The sequence below is a fragment of the Streptomyces sp. NPDC013157 genome, assembly GCF_042899865.1.
Classification (GTDB): domain Bacteria; phylum Actinomycetota; class Actinomycetes; order Streptomycetales; family Streptomycetaceae; genus Streptomyces.
This window is the reverse complement of record NZ_JBIBAK010000020.1, coordinates 244,899-262,841: the sequence shown is the minus strand read 5'-3', so window position 1 is coordinate 262,841 and position 17,943 is coordinate 244,899. Positions and strand designations below refer to the sequence as shown.

The following is a 17,943-nucleotide window of genomic DNA, read 5'->3' as shown; positions in this document are numbered from 1 at the left end:
AAACGCCCGGTTACATTCCGAACCCGGAAGCTAAGCCTCACAGCGCCGATGGTACTGCAGGGGGGACCCTGTGGGAGAGTAGGACACCGCCGAACTCCTTTTAGAGCTCTGGCTCTTGGGCGACAAGCCCAAGAGCCAGAGCTTTTTTGCGTTGAGGTAGGGTCAGGGAGCAAAGTTGGCTCGTTTCCCACCACAGGAGGCCCCCGGGTGGAGGTCCAGGAGACGCGTGTCCAGACGGATCGCGTCCTCACCATCCCGAACATCCTCAGCATGGCGCGCCTGGTCGGCGTACCCGTCTTCCTGTGGTTGATCCTCAGGCCCGAGTTCGGCGGGCCCAAGAGCGACGGCTGGGCCCTGCTGGTGCTGCTCTTCAGCGGCGTCAGCGACTACCTGGACGGCAAGCTCGCCCGGCGCTGGAACCAGATCAGCAGCCTCGGCCGGCTGCTGGACCCGGCCGCGGACCGGCTTTACGTCCTGTCGACGCTGCTGGGGCTCACCTGGCGCGAGATCCTGCCGCTCTGGCTGACGGCCGTGCTGCTGCTGCGTGAGCTGGTTCTGCTGGTGATGGTGGGGATCCTCCGCCGGCACGGCTATCCGCCACCCCAGGTGAACTTCCTGGGCAAGGCCGCGACCTTCAATCTGATGTACGCGTTCCCGCTCCTGTTGCTGAGTGACGGAAGCGGCTGGATCTCGTCACTCGCTGCTATTTTCGGATGGGCGTTCGCAGGGTGGGGTACAACGCTCTACTGGTGGGCAGGAGTGCTCTACGTGGTGCAAGTCCGCCGCCTCGTCCGCGCGGACGCCACAGCCGATTGAGCTCGGCGATTGTCCGGACTTAGTGGCCCCTCGATTGCTCTCGATGGCCCGCGGCGGAAAAGTGCGGGACAATCTGGACGGGTGAAGTCGGCTAGACCGTCATCTCTTAGAGGAGGACGCTTCCGACATGAAGGCCGTCGTGATGGCCGGTGGTGAAGGCACACGCCTTCGCCCCATGACCTCCAGCATGCCCAAGCCACTCCTTCCGGTCGTCAACCGGCCGATCATGGAGCATGTGCTACGGCTGCTCAAAAGGCATGGGCTCACCGAGACCGTCGTCACTGTGCAGTTCCTGGCATCGCTGGTCAAGAACTACTTCGGGGACGGCGAGGAGCTCGGTATGGAGCTCACCTATGCCAACGAGGAGAAGCCACTCGGTACCGCCGGAAGCGTCAAGAACGCCGAAGAGGCGTTGAAGGACGATGCTTTCCTCGTCATCTCCGGCGATGCGCTGACCGACTTCGACCTCACCGAACTGATCAACTTCCACAAGGCGAAGGGCGCGCTCGTCACCGTCTGTCTGACGCGCGTCCCCAATCCACTGGAATTCGGCATCACCATCGTCGACGAAGAGGGCAAGGTCGAGCGCTTCCTCGAGAAGCCGACCTGGGGCCAGGTCTTCTCCGACACGGTGAACACGGGCATCTACGTCATGGAGCCCGAGGTATTCGACTACGTCGAGGCCGACGTTCCCGTCGACTGGTCCGGCGATGTCTTCCCTCAGCTGATGAAGGAAGGCAAGCCGATCTACGGCTATATCGCCGAGGGTTACTGGGAGGACGTCGGTACCCACGAGTCGTACGTGAAGGCGCAGGCCGATGTCCTGGAGGGCAAGGTCGACGTCGACATCGACGGCTTCGAGATATCCCCGGGCGTGTGGGTCGCCGAGGGCGCCGAGGTGCACCCGGACGCCGAGCTGCGCGGGCCGCTGTACATCGGCGACTACGCCAAGGTCGAAGCCGGCGCGGAAATCCGCGAGCACACCGTCGTAGGGTCCAACGTCGTCGTGAAGAGCGGCGCCTTCCTGCATAGGGCCGTCGTCCACGACAACGTGTACGTCGGGCAGCACAGCAATCTGCGGGGCTGTGTCGTCGGGAAGAACACCGACATCATGCGGGCCGCACGGATCGAGGACGGGGCGGTCATCGGTGACGAGTGCCTGATCGGTGAAGAATCGATCGTTCAGGGCAATGTCCGGGTCTATCCCTTCAAGACCATCGAGGCCGGCGCCTTCGTCAACACGTCGGTGATCTGGGAGTCCCGGGGACAGGCTCATCTGTTCGGTGCCCGGGGCGTTTCCGGGATCCTGAACGTCGAGATCACGCCGGAACTGGCCGTACGGCTGGCCGGTGCGTACGCGACCACCCTGAAGAAGGGGTCCACCGTCACCACGGCCCGCGACCACTCGCGTGGTGCCCGTGCGCTCAAGCGAGCGGTGATCTCCGCGCTCCAGGCCAGTGCCATCGACGTACGCGACCTGGAGAACGTGCCGTTGCCCGTGGCCCGGCAGCAGACCGGGCGGGGCAGCGCCGGCGGGATCATGATCCGGACCTCGCCCGGGGTGCCGGACTCCGTCGACATCATGTTCTTCGACGGGCAGGGCGCCGACCTCTCCCAGGCCAGCCAGCGCAAGCTGGACCGGATCTTCGCGCGGCAGGAGTACCGGCGCGCGTTCCCCGGTGAGATCGGCGACCTCTATTTCCCGGCCAGTGTCTTCGACTCGTACACCGGGTCGCTGCTGCGGAACGTCGACACGACCGGGGTCGCCGAATCGGGCCTCAAGGTCGTCGTGGACGCCTCCAACGGCAGTGCCGGGCTCGTGCTGCCGAGCCTGCTCGGCAAGCTCGGTGTGGACTCGCTGACCATCAACCCCGGCCTGAACGAGGCGAGGCCCACGGAGACCGCCGACCAGCGGCGGGCCGGGCTGGTGCGGCTCGGCGAGATCGTGGCGTCCTCCGGGGCCGCGTTCGGTGTGCGGTTCGACCCGGTCGGCGAGCGGCTGTCCCTGGTGGACGAGAAGGGCCGCATCATCGAGGACGACCGTGCGCTGCTGGTGATGCTCGACCTGGTCGCCGCCGAGCGGCGCAGCGGCCGGGTGGCGCTTCCGGTCACCACGACCCGGATCGCCGAGCAGGTGGCCGCGTACCACGGCACCCAGGTCGAGTGGACGACCACCTCTCCCGACGACCTCACGCGTGTGGGGCGCGAAGAGGGCACCATCTTCGGCGGTGACGGCAAGGGCGGGTTCATCGTTCCGGAGTTCAGCAGCGTCTACGACGGCACGGCCGCGTTCGTACGCCTGATCGGCCTGGTGGCGCGGACGCAGCTCACGCTCAGCCAGATCGACGCCCGGATCCCCAAGGCGCACGTCCTCAAGCGGGACCTGGCCACACCGTGGGCTGTCAAGGGACTGGTCATGCGGCGTGTCGTCGAGGCGGCCGGTGATCGTTTCGTCGACACGACCGACGGGGTGCGGGTCGTCGAGACCGACGGGCGCTGGGTGATGGTGCTGCCCGACCCGGCCGAGGCGGTCACCCACCTGTGGGCCGAAGGGCCCGACGACGCGTCCGCACAGGCTCTGTTGGACGAGTGGTCGGCGACGGTGGACAGCGCCGGACGATAAAACCGCTGCACGCGTGCGTGCCGGACAGGTGTCCCCACGGGGGCCGGTCCGGCACGCCGGTGGGGCCGTTCGGAGGTACTGGTCGCGACGTGCGACGATGTGCGGCATGCCGCAGCAACCCCCCGTTCGGAGCAGCGCCGCCCGGCCGTCGCGCCCGGACGCCTCCATGTCGTTGATCACCAACGTCATGGACCACAGCCTCGACGACGGGTACGCCGAGGCGGCCGCGCGGAAGCGGGCTCAGGGGGAGAGCGGCGGCATGCCGAAGACCCTCCGGGCCAGGCTGGGGCTCGCCGGCGGTCTGGTGCTGGCGGCCCTCGTGGTGACCGTGGGAGCGGCGCAGGCGCGCGTGACGGCGCCGGTGGTGGCCAAGGAGCGCCAGGAGCTCATCGACAGGGTCGACCGGGAGACGGCGGCCGCCGACAAGCTGGAGACCAGTGTCGACAAGCTGCGGGACGACGTCAGCGCCCGCCAGCGTGCCGCGCTGCAGGAGAGCGGCGGCAGCGGGCAGGCGGACCTGGTGGACGTCCTGTCGGGCGCCACGGCGGTGCACGGCCCCGGCGTGAAGCTGGTGGTGAACGACGCCAAGGAGGCCTCCTCGGGCGGCGACGCCGGCAATCCCCGGGAGACCTCCGGTTTCTCCGACACCGGCCGGGTACGGGACCATGACATGCAGCGCGTCGTGAACGGGCTGTGGGCCGCGGGTGCCGAGGCGGTCTCGATCAACGGGCAGCGGCTGACGGCCCTGTCCGCGATCAGGGCCGCGGGGGACGCGATACTTGTCGACAACAGGCCGCTGGTACCGCCGTACACGGTGCTGGCGGTGGGGGACGGGGAGAAACTCGGCTCCAGGTTCCAGGACAGCCCCGACGGGCTGTACCTGCATGCCCTGGAGGAGAACTTCGACATCCGGGCGGCCATCTCCACGGAGAGTGACGTCCGGTTGCCCGCCGCGCCCAGTGTGATCGTACGTACAGCACAGCCGTACACCGAGAAAACGGAGAAGGGCACATCGTGATCGCCGTACTTGGCCTCGTCGTGGGCGTCGTGGCCGGACTGTTGGTCCGGCCTGAGGTTCCGGCGGTCGTCGAGCCGTATCTGCCGATCGCCGTCGTCGCGGCGCTCGACGCCGTCTTCGGTGGTCTGCGGGCCATGCTCGACGGGATCTTCGACGACAAGGTCTTCGTGGTGTCGTTCCTGTCCAACGTGGTGGTGGCCGCGCTGATCGTCTTCCTCGGCGACAAGTTGGGTGTGGGCTCGCAGCTGTCCACGGGGGTCGTGGTGGTCCTCGGTATCCGCATCTTCTCCAACGCCGCGGCGATCCGGCGACACGTCTTCCGGGCGTGAGCGGCATGGGCGAGCACGAGAAGGAGCCGGAGCACCGGCTGCGCAGAGAACTCCCGGCCGAGGTGCCCGCCACGGCGCCGGAGGCAGGGTCCGCCGCCGAGCCGAAGCCGGAGGCCAAGCTGTCCGGCCGCGAGAGGCTGGTCCAGGGGCTGTGGCCGCCGCGGGTGAGCCGGGCCCAACTGATCGTCGCCGTGCTGCTGTTCGGGCTCGGGTTCGGGCTCGCCGTGCAGGTGGCGTCGAACAGCGACAGCGACAGCGCGCTGCGCGGGGCCCGTCAGGAAGATCTTGTCCGCATCCTCGATGAACTGGACGACCGTACTCAGCGTCTTGAGGACGAGAAGACAGGACTCGAGAAGCAGCGCCAGGAGTTGCAGAGCAGCTCCGACCAGGCGGCGGAGGCCCGCAGGCAGACGGCCGAGAAGGTGCGGCAACTCGGTATCCTCGCGGGCACCGTGGCGGCGCAGGGTCCTGGCATCACGATGACGGTCGACGACCCGAAGGGGACGGTGCAGGCGGACATGCTGCTCGACGCGATCCAGGAGCTGCGCGCGGCCGGCGCGGAGGCGATCCAGGTCGACGGGGTCCGGGTGATCGCCGGCACCTACCTCACCGACTCCGGGAAGAGTGTGAGCGTCGACGGGAACAAGATCACCCAGCCCTACGTTTTCAAGGTGATCGGCAAGCCGCAGGACCTCGAACCGGCCCTCAACATCCCCGGAGGCGTGGTGCAGACCCTCGAGAAGGAACAGGCGACTGTGACCGTCGAGCGATCGGCCAAGATCGTCGTGGATGCCTTGCGACCGGCGAAGCAGCCTGACTACGCTCGGTCGTCCTCACAGTGAACCGGTGGTGCATGGGGGACGTCCGGCGAGGGCATGAGGATGCGGGGGGTCGGCGCACCGGGGAACCGGAGCGTGGTGGAAACTGTCTGGTGGATACGGACGTTGTGTGGTTGTCCGGGTCGGCCGGTTTATTCAGTCAGGGTTCGTCCTGCCCCACGGGCGGGTCTGTTTCGGTCAAGGGGAATCGCCCGTGAAGTTGTTTGCGAAGTTGTTCGGCAAGAGCGCGCGAGAGGGTAGCGACAACGCGACCGCGCGCCATCGGGCACAGCCCGACGCGGAGGGCCAGCGCCCGCTGTTCCGGGACCAGGTGGCTGGTCCGGGGGGTGACATTTCGGGAGGCCAGGGCGCGCCGTCAGTTGACCCGTCCCAGTCCGGCGGCATAGGTTTCGGGCAACCGTCAACCTCAGGTACGGGTGGAGGGTTCGCCTCCGGCCCGTACGCGTCCAACGCCCCGGCGGGGCAGCCGCGGCAGGAGGATCCGTCCATGTCGGCCCTGGTTTGTACGAGGTGCGGTAACCGCAACGCGGAGAACGCCCGCTTCTGTTCCAACTGCGGAGCCCCGTTGCGCGCGGGCGCCGTCCCCGAGCGTGCGTCGGAGACGACGTCCACGATCTCGATCTCCGGCCTTGAGGCCTACGACGCCGAGGTCACCGGCCAGACCCAGATGCCGTCGCTCTCTCCGGAGGCGCAGGCGGCGGTCGACGCGCTGCCGCTCGGCTCCGCGCTGCTGGTCGTGCGCCGGGGCCCGAACTCGGGCAGCCGGTTCCTGCTGGACAGTGACCTGACCACGGCCGGCCGCCACCCGCAGAGCGACATCTTCCTGGACGACGTGACGGTCTCGCGTCGGCACGTGGAGTTCCGCCGTCAGCCGGACGGCTCTTTCACGGTGGCCGACGTCGGCAGCCTCAACGGCACGTACGTCAACCGGGAGCGTATCGACCAGGTCGCTCTGTCGAACGGTGACGAGGTCCAGATCGGCAAGTACCGGCTGGTCTTCTATGCGAGCCGGCAGGGCATCTGACCCCCCGGAGCTCGCCTGGAGGACCCAGGGAAGAAGGTCCATGCTGCACACACCGAGCGGCGGTACCGGTCACGGCACCGCCGCCACGGAATCCGGGCTGATGAGCATCGGCACGGTGCTGAACGTGCTGCGCGACGAGTTCCCCGAAGTCACCATCTCCAAGATCCGTTTTCTGGAGTCGGAGGGGCTCATCGAGCCGCGCCGTACTCCTTCCGGGTACCGGAAGTTCAGTGCCGGGGACGTGGAGCGTCTCGGGCACGTCCTGCGGATGCAGCGGGACCACTATCTGCCGCTCAAGGTCATCCGGGAGTACCTGGAGGCCATGGAGCGCGGCGAGGCGGTACAGCCGCCCGTGCTGGGGCGGCAGCGGGACGGTGAGGCCGTGCCGGTGGTCTCCGAGGCGCCCACGGTGGCGCGGATCGGCCGGGACGAGCTGCTCGCGGCCGCCGACATCGACGAGAACTGCCTCGCGGAGTGGGAGTCGTACGGGCTGATCGCTCCGCTGGAGGACGGCGTGTACGACGCCGAGACGGTCACTGTGGCCTCTCTCGTGGCCGAGCTGGGCCGGTTCGGGATCGAGCCGCGCCATCTGCGGGCGATGAAGGCCGCCGCCGACCGGGAGGCGGGCCTGGTGGACCAGGTGGTGGCGCCGCTCAAGCGCCACCGCAACCCGCAGACCAGGGCCCATGCGGAGGCCCGTACGAAGGAGCTGGCGGCGCTCACGGTGAAGCTGCACGCCGCGCTGATGCAGACGGCGCTGGGGGTGCGGCTGCCGTGAGTACCACGACAGGACCCGGGCGGAGGCCGGATCGGGCGCGCGTTCCCGGCCCGACTACCCAAACGTCCCGGGCACGGCCTAGGGTTGCTGTGTGAACGAGCTCGATGTCGTAGGTGTCCGGGTGGAAATGCCCTCCAACCAACCGATCGTGCTCCTGCGCGAAGTGGGAGGCGACCGTTACCTCCCCATCTGGATCGGGCCGGGGGAGGCGACGGCGATCGCGTTCGCCCAGCAGGGCATGGCGCCTGCCAGGCCGCTGACGCACGACCTGTTCAAGGACGTGCTGGAGGCCGTCGGCCAGGAGCTCACCGAAGTGCGCATCACGGACCTGCGTGAGGGCGTCTTCTACGCGGAGCTGGTCTTCGCCAGCGGGGTCGAGGTGAGCGCCCGTCCGTCCGACGCCATAGCGCTGGCGCTGCGCACCGGAACGCCGATCTACGGCAGTGACACGGTGCTGGACGACGCGGGCATCGCGATCCCGGACGAGCAGGAGGACGAGGTGGAGAAGTTCCGCGAGTTCCTCGACCAGATCTCGCCCGAGGACTTCGGCACCAGCAGCCAGTGAGGGACCGGAGCGGCCCGTCATCCACCAGGAGGTCGGTGACGGGCCGGTTCGTGACAGAAGGCCCGTGACGGGCCGGTTCGGGGCTGGTCACAGCCGAAACTCATGGGCAATTGCCAGCGGCCATTGAGAGCGTCCTACGGCCTCCCGCCAGAGCATTCGGCTAGCCTTTCCCCGCGGTGGGGCACGGGAAACCACTCCTAGGGTGATTATCACTCGGCGTGCCGAGTGTGGCGATCGTTGACGCACCCCTGGTGACTGCCTACCGTCGAGAAGGCAGGTCAAGGACGGAGGTCGGCGTGAGAAGCAGCGGCGACGGTATGGCTGGGGGTGCCCCCGGACGCGGTTTCGGGGAGAGCGGTCCGTCCCCGCTTCACAGCAGCATTGCCGGTCACGCCCCGCAGCGGCCGACCGCAGTGCCGAGCGGCGGAGGGGCGGCGTCCATGGCCACCGAGGAGATCGGCTACCGCGGGCCCACGGCCTGCGCGGCGGCCGGCATCACCTACCGGCAGCTCGACTACTGGGCCCGCACCGGCCTGGTCGAGCCCAGCGTGCGGCCCGCCTACGGGTCGGGCACCCAGCGTCTCTACAGCTTCCGGGACGTCGTCGTCCTGAAGATCGTCAAGCGGTTCCTGGACACCGGGGTCTCCCTCCAGAACATCCGCACCGCCGTCCAGCACCTGAGGGAACGCGGTTTCCGCGATCTGGAGCGCATGACCCTGATGAGCGACGGTGCCACGGTCTACGAGTGCACCTCGCCCGACGAGGTGCACGCCCTGCTCCAGGGCGGTCAGGGCATCTTCGGGATCGCGGTCGGCGTGGTGTGGCGGGACGTGGAGAGCGCTCTCTCCCAGCTGCACGGCGAGCGCGTCGACACCGGGGAGACGCTCGTCGGCCACAACCCGGCCGACGAACTGGCGCGGCGGCGCAACCGCGCGGTCTGAAGGCCCCATGTGATGCCCCGGCACGGGAAACCGTGCCGGGGCATTGTCAGTGGTGTGGTGCAGCATCGGAGATGTGAGAAACGCGCCCACGATCCTGCATCTCGACATGGATGCCTTCTTCGCCTCGGTGGAGCAGGCGTCCAAGCCGAGCCTGCGCGGGAAGGCCGTGGTCGTGGGCGGGCTCGGACCGCGCGGTGTGGTGGCCACCGCGTCGTACGAGGCCCGGGTCTTCGGGGTGCACTCCGCGATGCCGATGGGGCAGGCGCGGCGGCTGGCGCCGAACGCCGCGTATCTGGTGCCGCGCTTCGGGCTGTACCGGTCGATCAGCGAGCAGGTGATGGGGCTGCTGCGGGGGCTCTCGCCGCTGGTGGAGCCGCTCAGCCTGGACGAGGCCTTCGTGGATCTGGAGGCCGGTGGGGTGGCCTGGGACGCCATGTCGGCGCGGCTGGTCGGGGAGAGGCTGCGCGCCGACATACGGGCCGCCACGGGGCTCTCCGGGTCCGTCGGGCTCGCCGCCTCCAAGATGCTCGCGAAGATCGCCTCCGAACAGGCCAAGCCGGACGGACTGGTGCTGATCGAGCCGGGCACGGAGCGGGCGATGCTCGGGCCGATGACGGTGCGGACCCTGCCGGGGGTGGGGCCGGCGACGGGGGACCATCTGCGGCGGGCCGGGATCACCACGGTCGACGAGATCGCCGAGGCGGGGGAGGACGAGCTGGTACGGCTGCTCGGCAAGGCGCACGGGCACGCGCTGTACGCGATGGCGCTCGCGCACGACGAGCGGCCCGTGGTGGCCGAACGGGAGACGAAGTCGGTGTCGGTCGAGGACACCTACGACGTGGACATCCACGACCGGCTGCGGGTGGGCCTGGAGGTGCAGCGGCTGGCCGACCGGTGCGTGCGGCGGCTGCGGGGGGCCGGGCTGTCCGGGCGGACCATCGTGCTGAAGGTGCGGCGGTACGACTTCTCGACGCTCACCCGGTCCGAGACGCTCAGAGGGCCGACCGACGACCCGGCGGTGGTGCGGGAGGCGGCCGCGCGGTTGCTGGACTCGGTGGACACGACGGGGGGCGTGCGGTTGCTGGGGGTGGGGGTGTCGGGGCTGGCCGACTACACGCAGGAGGACCTGTTCGCGCAGGCGGCGGCCGGGGAGGGGGCGGCGGAGTTCACGGCGGAGGAGGACGTGGCGGAGCCGGTCGCTGAGGAGCAGGTGGTTGCCGAGCGGCGGTGGCCGGCGGGGCACGACGTGCGGCATGCCGAGTACGGGCACGGATGGGTGCAGGGGAGCGGGCTCGGGCGGGTGACGGTGCGGTTCGAGACGCCGGGGTCCATGGGGCCGGGGAGAGTGCGGACGTTCCGGGTCGAGGACCCTGAGCTGGAGCCTGCGGAGCCGCTGCCGTTGGTGCCGGGGGTTTCGGCGGACGGCGTGCGTACGTGACTGTGGGTCGGGGCTGGGGGGGGGGGGGCTCACCGGCGCTGGCAGGGTGGCGCTGCGCCCACCCGTGCCGCCCCAGCGGCATGACTGCCCGCGGCTGAAGAAACCTGAAGGGGCGCTGGGGGTACCCCCGGCAGGAGGCTGGGGGAGGAAGTGCGCGACCAGCCCCCACCGGCCCGCGGCCAAACCACGACCGTACCCGGCGTCGGCGTCACGCCCCCGCGTCCTCCGTCCCCGCCAGCTTGCCGAAGTCGTGGTCCGGATGGTCGTGGGGCGGGGGAGCCGTGTCCAGGCCGTAGTGGTGGTAGAGCTGGAGTTCCTGTTCCGGGGAGAGGTGGCGGCCCACGCCGAAGTCGGGGGCGTCTTTGATCAGGGCGCGGTCGAAGGGGACCTTCAGGGTGCCCTCAACCAGTTCGCTGGGCTCCAGGGGCACGAAGGCGTCCCGGGAGAACAGGCCGGTGCGTATGGCCGCCCACTCCGGCACGCCCGTCGCGTCGTCGAGGTACACCTCGTCGATCGTGCCGATCTTCGTGCCGTTGCGGTCGAACGCCTTGCGGCCGATCAGGTTGCGCGGATCGATGTCGGTCTGCACGGGCCCTCCACTTGGTCGCAACTCATCCGTAAGCACTACAAAAGAGCACATTGAAGGAGGCGGCCACTCGAAGACTCCGGTGTTGCCCCCGCTGGTAGGCTGGCAGGCGGCTGCTGACCCCGTGCGGGAGAGTCCTCCGGGAAACCGGAGGCGCCGAAGGAGCAAATCCTCCCCGGAATCTCTCAGGCTCACGTACCGCACGGACGAGGTCACTCTGGAAAGCAGGGCGGATGCCGACGGTGTCCGCTCTCACCGACGGTGAAAGCCGGTGGTCCACAAGGGCGCACCGGCGAAGCTCTCAGGTCAGATGACAGAGGGGGAGGCCGTCGGGGTACCCGTGCCGGGGTACCCCTCGAAGGTCGCGTCAGACCAGGAGGCCTCCGCAATGACCGCCCAGCGCATTCCGCTCTCCGAGCTTGAGCAGGGTATTCCCTTCGAGCAGCGCCATATCGGCCCCGACCACGAGGCTCGGGCCAAGATGCTCGCCCAGGTCGGGTACGGCTCGCTCGACGACCTGACCGCGGCCGCCGTGCCGGACGTGATCAAGAACGCCGACCGGCTCGAGCTGCCGGCCGCCCGGACCGAGGCCGAGGTGCTGGCCGAGCTGCGGTCGCTGGCCGACCGTAACCAGGTGCTCGACTCGATGATCGGCCTGGGGTACTACGGGACCTTCACGCCGCCCGTGATCCTGCGCAACGTGATGGAGAACCCCGCCTGGTACACGGCCTACACGCCGTACCAGCCGGAGATCTCCCAGGGCCGGCTGGAAGCGCTGCTGAACTTCCAGACCGTGGTCGCCGACCTCACCGGGCTGCCCACCTCCGGTGCCTCGCTGCTCGACGAGGGCACGGCCGCCGCCGAGGCCATGGCCCTGTCGCTGCGCATGGGCAAGAACAAGAAGGGCGTCTTCGTCGTCGACGCGGACGCGCTGCCGCAGACCATCGCCGTGATCCGGACCCGGGCCGAGCCGACGGGCGTGGAGGTCGTGGTCGCCGACCTCGCCGACGGTATTCCGGCTGACCTCGCCGGGCGTGAGATCAACGGGGTCCTCGTCCAGTACCCCGGTGCCTCCGGTGCCGTACGCGACATCAAGGCCGTCGTCGAGCAGGCGCACGCAGTCGGCGCGCTCGTCACCGTCGCCGCCGACCTGCTCGCGCTGACCCTGCTGACCTCGCCGGGCGAGCTCGGGGCCGACATCGCCGTCGGCACCACCCAGCGGTTCGGTGTGCCGATGGGCTTCGGCGGGCCGCACGCCGGTTACATGGCGGTCCGGGAGAAGTTCGCGCGCAGCCTGCCCGGACGGCTCGTGGGCGTCTCCGTGGACGCCGACGGGAACAAGGCGTACCGGCTGGCGCTGCAGACCCGCGAGCAGCACATCCGGCGGGAGAAGGCCACCAGCAACATCTGCACCGCGCAGGTGCTGCTCGCCGTGATGGCCGGTATGTACGCCGTCTACCACGGTTCCGAGGGGCTCAAGGCCATCGCGCAGCGGACGCACCGCTACGCCACGATCCTCGCCGCGGGACTCACGGCCGGCGGTGTCGAGATCGTGCACGGCGCCTACTTCGACACCCTCACCGCGCGCGTGCCCGGCAAGGCCGCCGAGATCGTCGCCGCCGCCCGCCAGGGCGGTGTCAACCTGCGGCTCGTCGACTCCGACCACGTCTCCATGGCCTGCGACGAGACCACCACCCGCACCCAGCTGGGCGCCGTGTGGACGGCCTTCGGCGTCGAGGGCGACGTCGAGGCGCTGGACGCCGTCACCGAGGACACGCTGCCCGAGGCGCTGCTGCGCACCGACGGCTACCTCGCCCACCCCGTCTTCCGGCAGCACCGCTCCGAGACCGCGATGCTCCGCTACCTGCGCAGGCTCGCCGACCGGGACTACGCGCTGGACCGCGGCATGATCCCGCTGGGCTCCTGCACCATGAAGCTCAACGCGACCACCGAGATGGAACCGGTCACCTGGTCCGAGTTCGGCCAGCTGCACCCGTTCGCGCCCGCCGAGCAGGCACAGGGCTACCTGTCCCTCATCCGGGAGCTGGAGGAGCGGCTCGCCGAGGTCACCGGGTACGACAAGGTGTCGCTGCAGCCCAACGCCGGATCGCAGGGCGAGTTCGCCGGGCTGCTCGCCGTACGCGCATACCACCGCGCCAACGGCGACGCACAGCGGACCGTCTGCCTGATCCCGTCCTCCGCGCACGGCACCAACGCCGCCAGCGCCGTCATGGCGGGCATGAAGGTCGTCGTCGTGAAGACCGCCGAGGACGGCGAGATCGACGTCGAGGACCTGCGGGCGAAGATCGAACAGCACCGTGACGAGCTCGCGGTCCTGATGATCACCTATCCCTCCACGCACGGGGTGTTCGAGGAGCACGTCGCGGACATCTGCGCGCAGGTGCACGAGGCCGGCGGACAGGTGTACGTCGACGGCGCCAACCTCAACGCCCTCGTCGGACTGGCCAAGCCCGGGCACTTCGGCGGGGACGTCTCCCACCTCAACCTGCACAAGACCTTCTGCATCCCGCACGGCGGCGGCGGTCCGGGCGTCGGTCCGGTGGCCGTACGGGCCCACCTGGCGCCGTACCTGCCGAACCACCCGCTCCAGCCCGCCGCCGGGCCGGAGAGCGGCGTCGGGCCGATCTCGGCCGCGCCGTGGGGATCCGCGGGGATCCTGCCGATCTCGTGGGCGTACGTCCGGCTCATGGGCGGCGAGGGGCTGAAGCGGGCCACGCAGGTGGCCGTGCTCAGCGCCAACTACGTCGCCAAGCGGCTGGAGCCGCACTACCCCGTGCTCTACACCGGGCCCGGCGGGCTGGTCGCGCACGAGTGCATCATCGACCTGCGGCCGCTGACCAAGGCGACCGGAGTGAGCGTCGACGACGTCGCGAAGCGGCTCATCGACTACGGCTTCCACGCGCCGACGATGTCCTTCCCGGTGGCCGGCACGCTGATGATCGAGCCGACCGAGTCCGAGGACCTCGGTGAGCTGGACCGGTTCTGCGAGGCGATGATCGCCATCCGGGCGGAGATCGACAAGGTCGGGGCGGGGGAGTGGCCCGCCGAGGACAACCCGCTGCGCGGGGCTCCGCACACCGCGACCGCGCTCGGTGGGGAGTGGAAGCACGAGTACAGCCGCACGGAGGCCGTCTTCCCGGGCGGCGTGTCCGCCGCCGACAAGTACTGGCCGCCGGTGCGCCGGATCGACCAGGCCTTCGGCGACCGGAACCTGGTGTGCTCGTGTCCGCCGCTGGACGCGTACGAGGACTGATGCACAGGGTGTGAGGGAGGCCCCGCTTCGGCGGGGCCTCCCGCTTTCACGCCGGGTAGGCGTGTGTCTGGGTCGCCTTCACCGTCGCCCAGACCGTGGCGCCCGGGTGCAGGTCCAGTTCCGCGGCGGCGACCGTGGTGAGGTCGGCGGCGAGGGCGAGTTCCCCGGTCAGGTCGGCGCGGATCTGGTCGCCGTGGGTCTCCAGGCCGGCGACCTCGCAGCGCCAGAGGTTGCGGGCGCTGGCGCCCGTGGGGCGGTCCCGGAAGAGGGTGACGGCGCTCGGCGGGAACGCGACGAAGACGTCACCGGCGAGGACTTCTGTGGTGGTGATGGTGGTGCTGTTCGAGGGTGCCGTGTCCAGTTCGACCGTGTGACCCTCGGCCCGGCCCCGGTAGAGGTTGAGGCCGACCAGGTGGGCGATGTAGTCCGTGCGCGGGTGGCGGGCGATGTCGGCGGGCGTGCCCTCCTGGACGACCCGGCCGTGTTCGATGACGACCAGGCGGTCGGCCAGCACCATGGCGTCCAGCGGGTCGTGCGTGACCAGGACCGCGACCGCCTCGAACTCGGCCAGATGACGGCGGAGTTGAGAACGCACGTCGAGGCGGGTGCGGGCGTCCAGGGCGGCGAGGGGTTCGTCGAGGAGGAGGAGACGGGGGCGGGTGGCCAGCGCGCGGGCCAGTGCGACGCGCTGGGCCTGACCGCCGGAGAGCCGGCGGGGTTTGACGCCGGCGTGCGCGGTGAGGCCCATGCGGTCCAGCCAGGCGGTCGCCTGGGCGCGGGCCTCGGCCTTTGTCGCGCCCTGGCAGCGGGGGCCGAAGGCGACATTGTCGAGGGCCGTGAGGTGGGGGAAGAGGAGGTAGTCCTGGAAGACGACGCCCACCGGGCGGGATTCGGGGGGCGTGCGGTCCAACTCCGTGCCGTCCAGGTGGAGATGGCCGGCGGTGAGGGGGGTGAGGCCGGTCAGGGCGCGGAGGGCGGTGGTCTTGCCCGCGCCGTTGGGGCCGAGGAGGGCGACGACCTCGCCGGGGGCGGCGGTGAGGGTGATGTCGAGGCGGAAGGTGGGGCGGGTGACGACGAGGTGGGCGTGGAGGCCGGGCGTCGCCGGGCGCAGGTGGGTGGGGGGTGCCGCCCGGCCTTCGGCCGGGACGGGGTTCCCACCCGCACCACTCGTGCGGGTATCAGTGTCGGGTGCGGGTGGTCCCTGTGGGGGCTGAGCGCCGTCGGCGGCCGCGGGGTGTCGGTGTGTCATCGGGGCGTCGTCCACCAGGTCGTCCTCAAGATGCCGTCATCCAACGATCCCGCAGTGCCGCCAGTACCGCGATCGACACGGTCAGCAGCACCAGGCTGAGGGCGATCGCCGCGTCGGGGTCGTTCTGCAGGGCCAGGTAGACGGCGAGCGGCATGGTCTGGGTGCGGCCGGGGAAGTTGCCGGCGAAGGTGATCGTCGCTCCGAACTCGCCCAGTGCACGGGCCCAGGCCAGGACCGCGCCGGCCGCGATGCCGGGGGCGATGAGGGGGAGCGTGACCCGGCGGAACGCGGTGAAACGGGAGGCGCCCAGGGTGGTGGCGGCCTCCTCGTAGCGGGGGTCGGCGGCCCGCAGCGTGCCCTCGACGCTGATCACCAGGAACGGCATGGCCACGAAGGACTCGGCGACCACCACACCGGCCGTGGTGAACGGGAGCGTGATGCCGAACCAGGCGTCCAGCCACTGGCCCACCACTCCGTTGCGGCCGAGGGCCAGGAGCAGGGCCACACCGCCCACCACCGGGGGGAGGACGAGGGGAAGGGTGACCAGCGCCCGTACGAAGCCCCGGCCGGGGAACTCCGTGCGGGCCAGCAGCCAGGCCAGCGGTACGCCCAGGACCAGGCTCACGGCCGTCGCCGCCGTCGCGCAGACCAGGGAGAGCTGGAGGGCCTGCCACACCTCGGTACTGGTCAGCAGCGACGGCAGGCTGCGCCAGGGGGCCCGCACCAGCAGGGCGACCAACGGCAGGAGCAGGAAGACCAGAGCTACCGCTCCGGGGAGGAGGAGCGGTAGCGGCACGGCCGACCGGACGCGCCGGCGCCGCGGACCGCCCGTGAGGGTGCCGACCGCGGCGCCGGACTCGTCGGCCTTCGTCACGGCTTGAGGAACCCGGCGTCGTTCAGCACCTTCTGGCCCTCGGCGGACTGCACCAGGGCGATGAACGCCTTGGCCACCGTCGGGTTCGGGGCGTTCTTCAGGAGGGCGATCGGGTAGTCGTTGATCGCGTTTGCGGACTCGGGGAACTCCACGCCCTCGACCTTGCTGCCGGCGGCCTTGACGTCGGTCTTGTAGACGACCGCCGCGTCGGCCTCCTTCAGCACCACCTTGTTGAGGGCGGACTTCACGTCCTCCTCGTAGGAGACGGGGGTGAGCTTCAGCTTGCTGGCGTCCAGGGCCTTCTGCGCGGCGGCACCGCACGGCACCGTCTTGTCGCAGAGGACGACCTTGAGCGAGGACTTGGTGAGGTCCTTCAGGGAGGAGATCTTGTCGGGGTTGCCCGGCAGGGTGGCGATCTCCAGCTGGTTGCGGACGAAGGTGGCCGGCGTGGTGGCGGTGTCCTTCCTGTCCGTCACGATCGCCATGGTCTTGGCGCTCGCGGCGGCGAAGACGTCGGCCGGCGCACCGCTCGTGATCTGCGCGGCGAGGGTGTCACTGCCGCCGAAGCTGAAGTTGACCTTGGTGCCCGGGTGGGCCTTCTCGAAGTCGGCCTTCAGGGTCGTGAAGCTCTCCTGGAGCGAGGCCGCCGCGAACACGGTGATCGAGCCCGACAGTTTGGGCGTCGCCGCCGCCGACGGGTCCGACTTCGTCGTCGCGGACGAGTCGTCGTCGGAGGAGGAGGAACAGGCGCTCAGGGCCAGCAGGGCCGCGACCGAGGCACCGGCCACCTGGAGCGTCCGCCGGGTCCGGCGAACGGAACGGGTCATCACGAGTGAACTCCTCTGGATTCCATGAACAATCTGTCGCGCCCTGCCGCGACCCGTCTATCGGCCGCCTGGCGATGATACTGCCGCAATTGCCAGGCGTAAGTCTTCTGTCGCATTGCATGAGCTGCATACATGGTGATTGAAGCTGGCATGTGCGTTTGTACGGTGACGCGCTGCGGGTACCGTCATCCGGGAGGTGGCCGCACATGACGCTCGCCGAACTCGTCCTCACCGGAGACCTCGCACGACCGGCCCGGCTGACCGTGCCCGACCTCCTGCGCTGGCCCCAGCACCGGGTGCGGGTCAGCTTCGAGTGCGCCACCAGCGGCATCCAGCACCACGGCTTCACCGGACCGCGGCTGTACGACGTCCTCACCGCGGCCGGACCCGGATTCGACCCCGGCCGCCGCAAGGACCGGCTGCGCTTCCTCATCGCGGTCTCCGGCGCCGACGGGCACCACGCGCTGCTCTCCTGGGCCGAGATCGACCCCGACTTCGCCCACGCCCCGGTTCTGCTCGGCGTCAGCATCGACGACAGCCCGCTGGACGGGGCGGGACCGCAACTGGTGCTGCCCCAGGACCGTTGCGGGGCCAGGCACATCAGCGGCATCAGGGGGATCCGGGTGGACGGGGGGTACGGCGGCTGGCATCCAGAGTCCGCCACACCCGGTCGCGTGTCAGCGGCAACTCCGTGAACCGCACGCCCGTCGCGTCCCGCACCGCGTTGGCCAGGGCGGGGGCGACCGGGTTGAACGGGCTGTC

At 70.0% G+C, this 17,943-nt stretch carries 16 protein-coding genes, 1 rRNA gene and 1 riboswitch; of the genes, 13 read left to right on the top strand and 4 right to left on the bottom strand.

The window, feature by feature from the left end; translation table 11 throughout:
- The 11 genes from rrf to ACFY6U_RS43575 form a co-directional block, all read left to right on the top strand.
- A 5S ribosomal RNA gene (gene rrf / locus ACFY6U_RS43625) occupies positions 1 to 95 on the top strand; the annotation flags it as partial.
- 112 nt (positions 96 to 207) lie between these two features.
- Positions 208 to 816 carry a CDP-alcohol phosphatidyltransferase family protein gene (locus tag ACFY6U_RS43620; RefSeq protein ID WP_351494627.1) on the top strand — a complete coding sequence of 203 codons (609 nt, stop codon included), beginning with the start codon at positions 208 to 210 and terminating at the stop codon, positions 814 to 816.
- 127 nt (positions 817 to 943) lie between these two features.
- Positions 944 to 3,439: a sugar phosphate nucleotidyltransferase gene (locus ACFY6U_RS43615; protein ID WP_390047471.1), complete on the top strand. Its 2,496-nt coding sequence runs from the start codon at positions 944 to 946 to the stop codon at positions 3,437 to 3,439.
- 106 nt (positions 3,440 to 3,545) lie between these two features.
- The gene (locus ACFY6U_RS43610; RefSeq protein ID WP_390047469.1) at positions 3,546 to 4,457 is read left to right on the top strand and encodes a DUF881 domain-containing protein; all 912 of its coding nucleotides are present in this window, start codon (positions 3,546 to 3,548) and stop codon (positions 4,455 to 4,457) included.
- A complete protein-coding gene (locus ACFY6U_RS43605) occupies positions 4,454 to 4,786 on the top strand; it encodes a small basic family protein (protein WP_046727248.1) in 333 nt (110 codons plus the stop codon). Before ACFY6U_RS43610 ends, ACFY6U_RS43605 begins: the two co-directional genes overlap by 4 nt.
- Positions 4,787 to 4,791: 5 nt before the next feature.
- Positions 4,792 to 5,628: a DUF881 domain-containing protein gene (locus ACFY6U_RS43600; RefSeq protein WP_390047491.1), complete on the top strand. Its 837-nt coding sequence runs from the start codon at positions 4,792 to 4,794 to the stop codon at positions 5,626 to 5,628.
- A 190-nt stretch (positions 5,629 to 5,818) separates the two neighbouring features.
- The gene (locus ACFY6U_RS43595) at positions 5,819 to 6,649 is read left to right on the top strand and encodes an FHA domain-containing protein (RefSeq protein WP_390047467.1); all 831 of its coding nucleotides are present in this window, start codon (positions 5,819 to 5,821) and stop codon (positions 6,647 to 6,649) included.
- Between the two features lie 40 nt (positions 6,650 to 6,689).
- Entirely contained in the window at positions 6,690 to 7,427 is a 738-nt protein-coding gene (locus ACFY6U_RS43590; protein WP_351494637.1) for a MerR family transcriptional regulator, read from the top strand.
- Between the two features lie 91 nt (positions 7,428 to 7,518).
- On the top strand, positions 7,519 to 7,992 hold the full coding sequence (locus ACFY6U_RS43585) for a bifunctional nuclease family protein (protein WP_026253112.1): 474 nt from the start codon (positions 7,519 to 7,521) through the stop codon (positions 7,990 to 7,992).
- 296 nt (positions 7,993 to 8,288) lie between these two features.
- A complete protein-coding gene (locus ACFY6U_RS43580; protein ID WP_294008998.1) occupies positions 8,289 to 8,933 on the top strand; it encodes a MerR family transcriptional regulator in 645 nt (214 codons plus the stop codon).
- A 73-nt stretch (positions 8,934 to 9,006) separates the two neighbouring features.
- On the top strand, positions 9,007 to 10,371 hold the full coding sequence (locus ACFY6U_RS43575; RefSeq protein WP_390047464.1) for a DNA polymerase IV: 1,365 nt from the start codon (positions 9,007 to 9,009) through the stop codon (positions 10,369 to 10,371).
- Positions 10,372 to 10,579: 208 nt separating this feature from the next.
- On the opposite strand, the gene ACFY6U_RS43570 is transcribed toward ACFY6U_RS43575, so the two are convergent.
- On the bottom strand, positions 10,580 to 10,960 hold the full coding sequence (locus tag ACFY6U_RS43570; protein ID WP_390047462.1) for a PRC-barrel domain-containing protein: 381 nt from the start codon (positions 10,958 to 10,960) through the stop codon (positions 10,580 to 10,582).
- 114 nt (positions 10,961 to 11,074) lie between these two features.
- Positions 11,075 to 11,168, top strand: a riboswitch (glycine riboswitch).
- Positions 11,169 to 11,345: 177 nt separating this feature from the next.
- Between ACFY6U_RS43570 and gcvP the strand changes: the two genes are divergently transcribed.
- A complete protein-coding gene (gene gcvP / locus ACFY6U_RS43565; protein WP_390047460.1) occupies positions 11,346 to 14,231 on the top strand; it encodes an aminomethyl-transferring glycine dehydrogenase in 2,886 nt (961 codons plus the stop codon).
- Positions 14,232 to 14,277: 46 nt separating this feature from the next.
- On the opposite strand, the gene ACFY6U_RS43560 is transcribed toward gcvP, so the two are convergent.
- The 3 genes from ACFY6U_RS43560 to modA are packed head-to-tail and all read right to left on the bottom strand — an operon-like array spanning position 14,278 to position 17,181.
- On the bottom strand, positions 14,278 to 15,480 hold the full coding sequence (locus ACFY6U_RS43560; RefSeq protein ID WP_390047458.1) for an ABC transporter ATP-binding protein: 1,203 nt from the start codon (positions 15,478 to 15,480) through the stop codon (positions 14,278 to 14,280).
- 25 nt (positions 15,481 to 15,505) lie between these two features.
- Entirely contained in the window at positions 15,506 to 16,354 is an 849-nt protein-coding gene (modB, locus tag ACFY6U_RS43555) for a molybdate ABC transporter permease subunit (protein ID WP_390047456.1), read from the bottom strand.
- On the bottom strand, positions 16,351 to 17,181 hold the full coding sequence (gene modA / locus ACFY6U_RS43550; RefSeq protein ID WP_390047454.1) for a molybdate ABC transporter substrate-binding protein: 831 nt from the start codon (positions 17,179 to 17,181) through the stop codon (positions 16,351 to 16,353). The genes modB and modA overlap by 4 nt, the downstream gene beginning before the upstream one ends.
- 206 nt (positions 17,182 to 17,387) lie before the next feature.
- Here modA and ACFY6U_RS43545 point away from each other — a divergent pair, with 206 nt between their 5' ends.
- The gene (locus ACFY6U_RS43545) at positions 17,388 to 17,876 is read left to right on the top strand and encodes a molybdopterin-dependent oxidoreductase (protein WP_390047452.1); all 489 of its coding nucleotides are present in this window, start codon (positions 17,388 to 17,390) and stop codon (positions 17,874 to 17,876) included.
- Positions 17,877 to 17,943 lie beyond the last annotated feature (67 nt).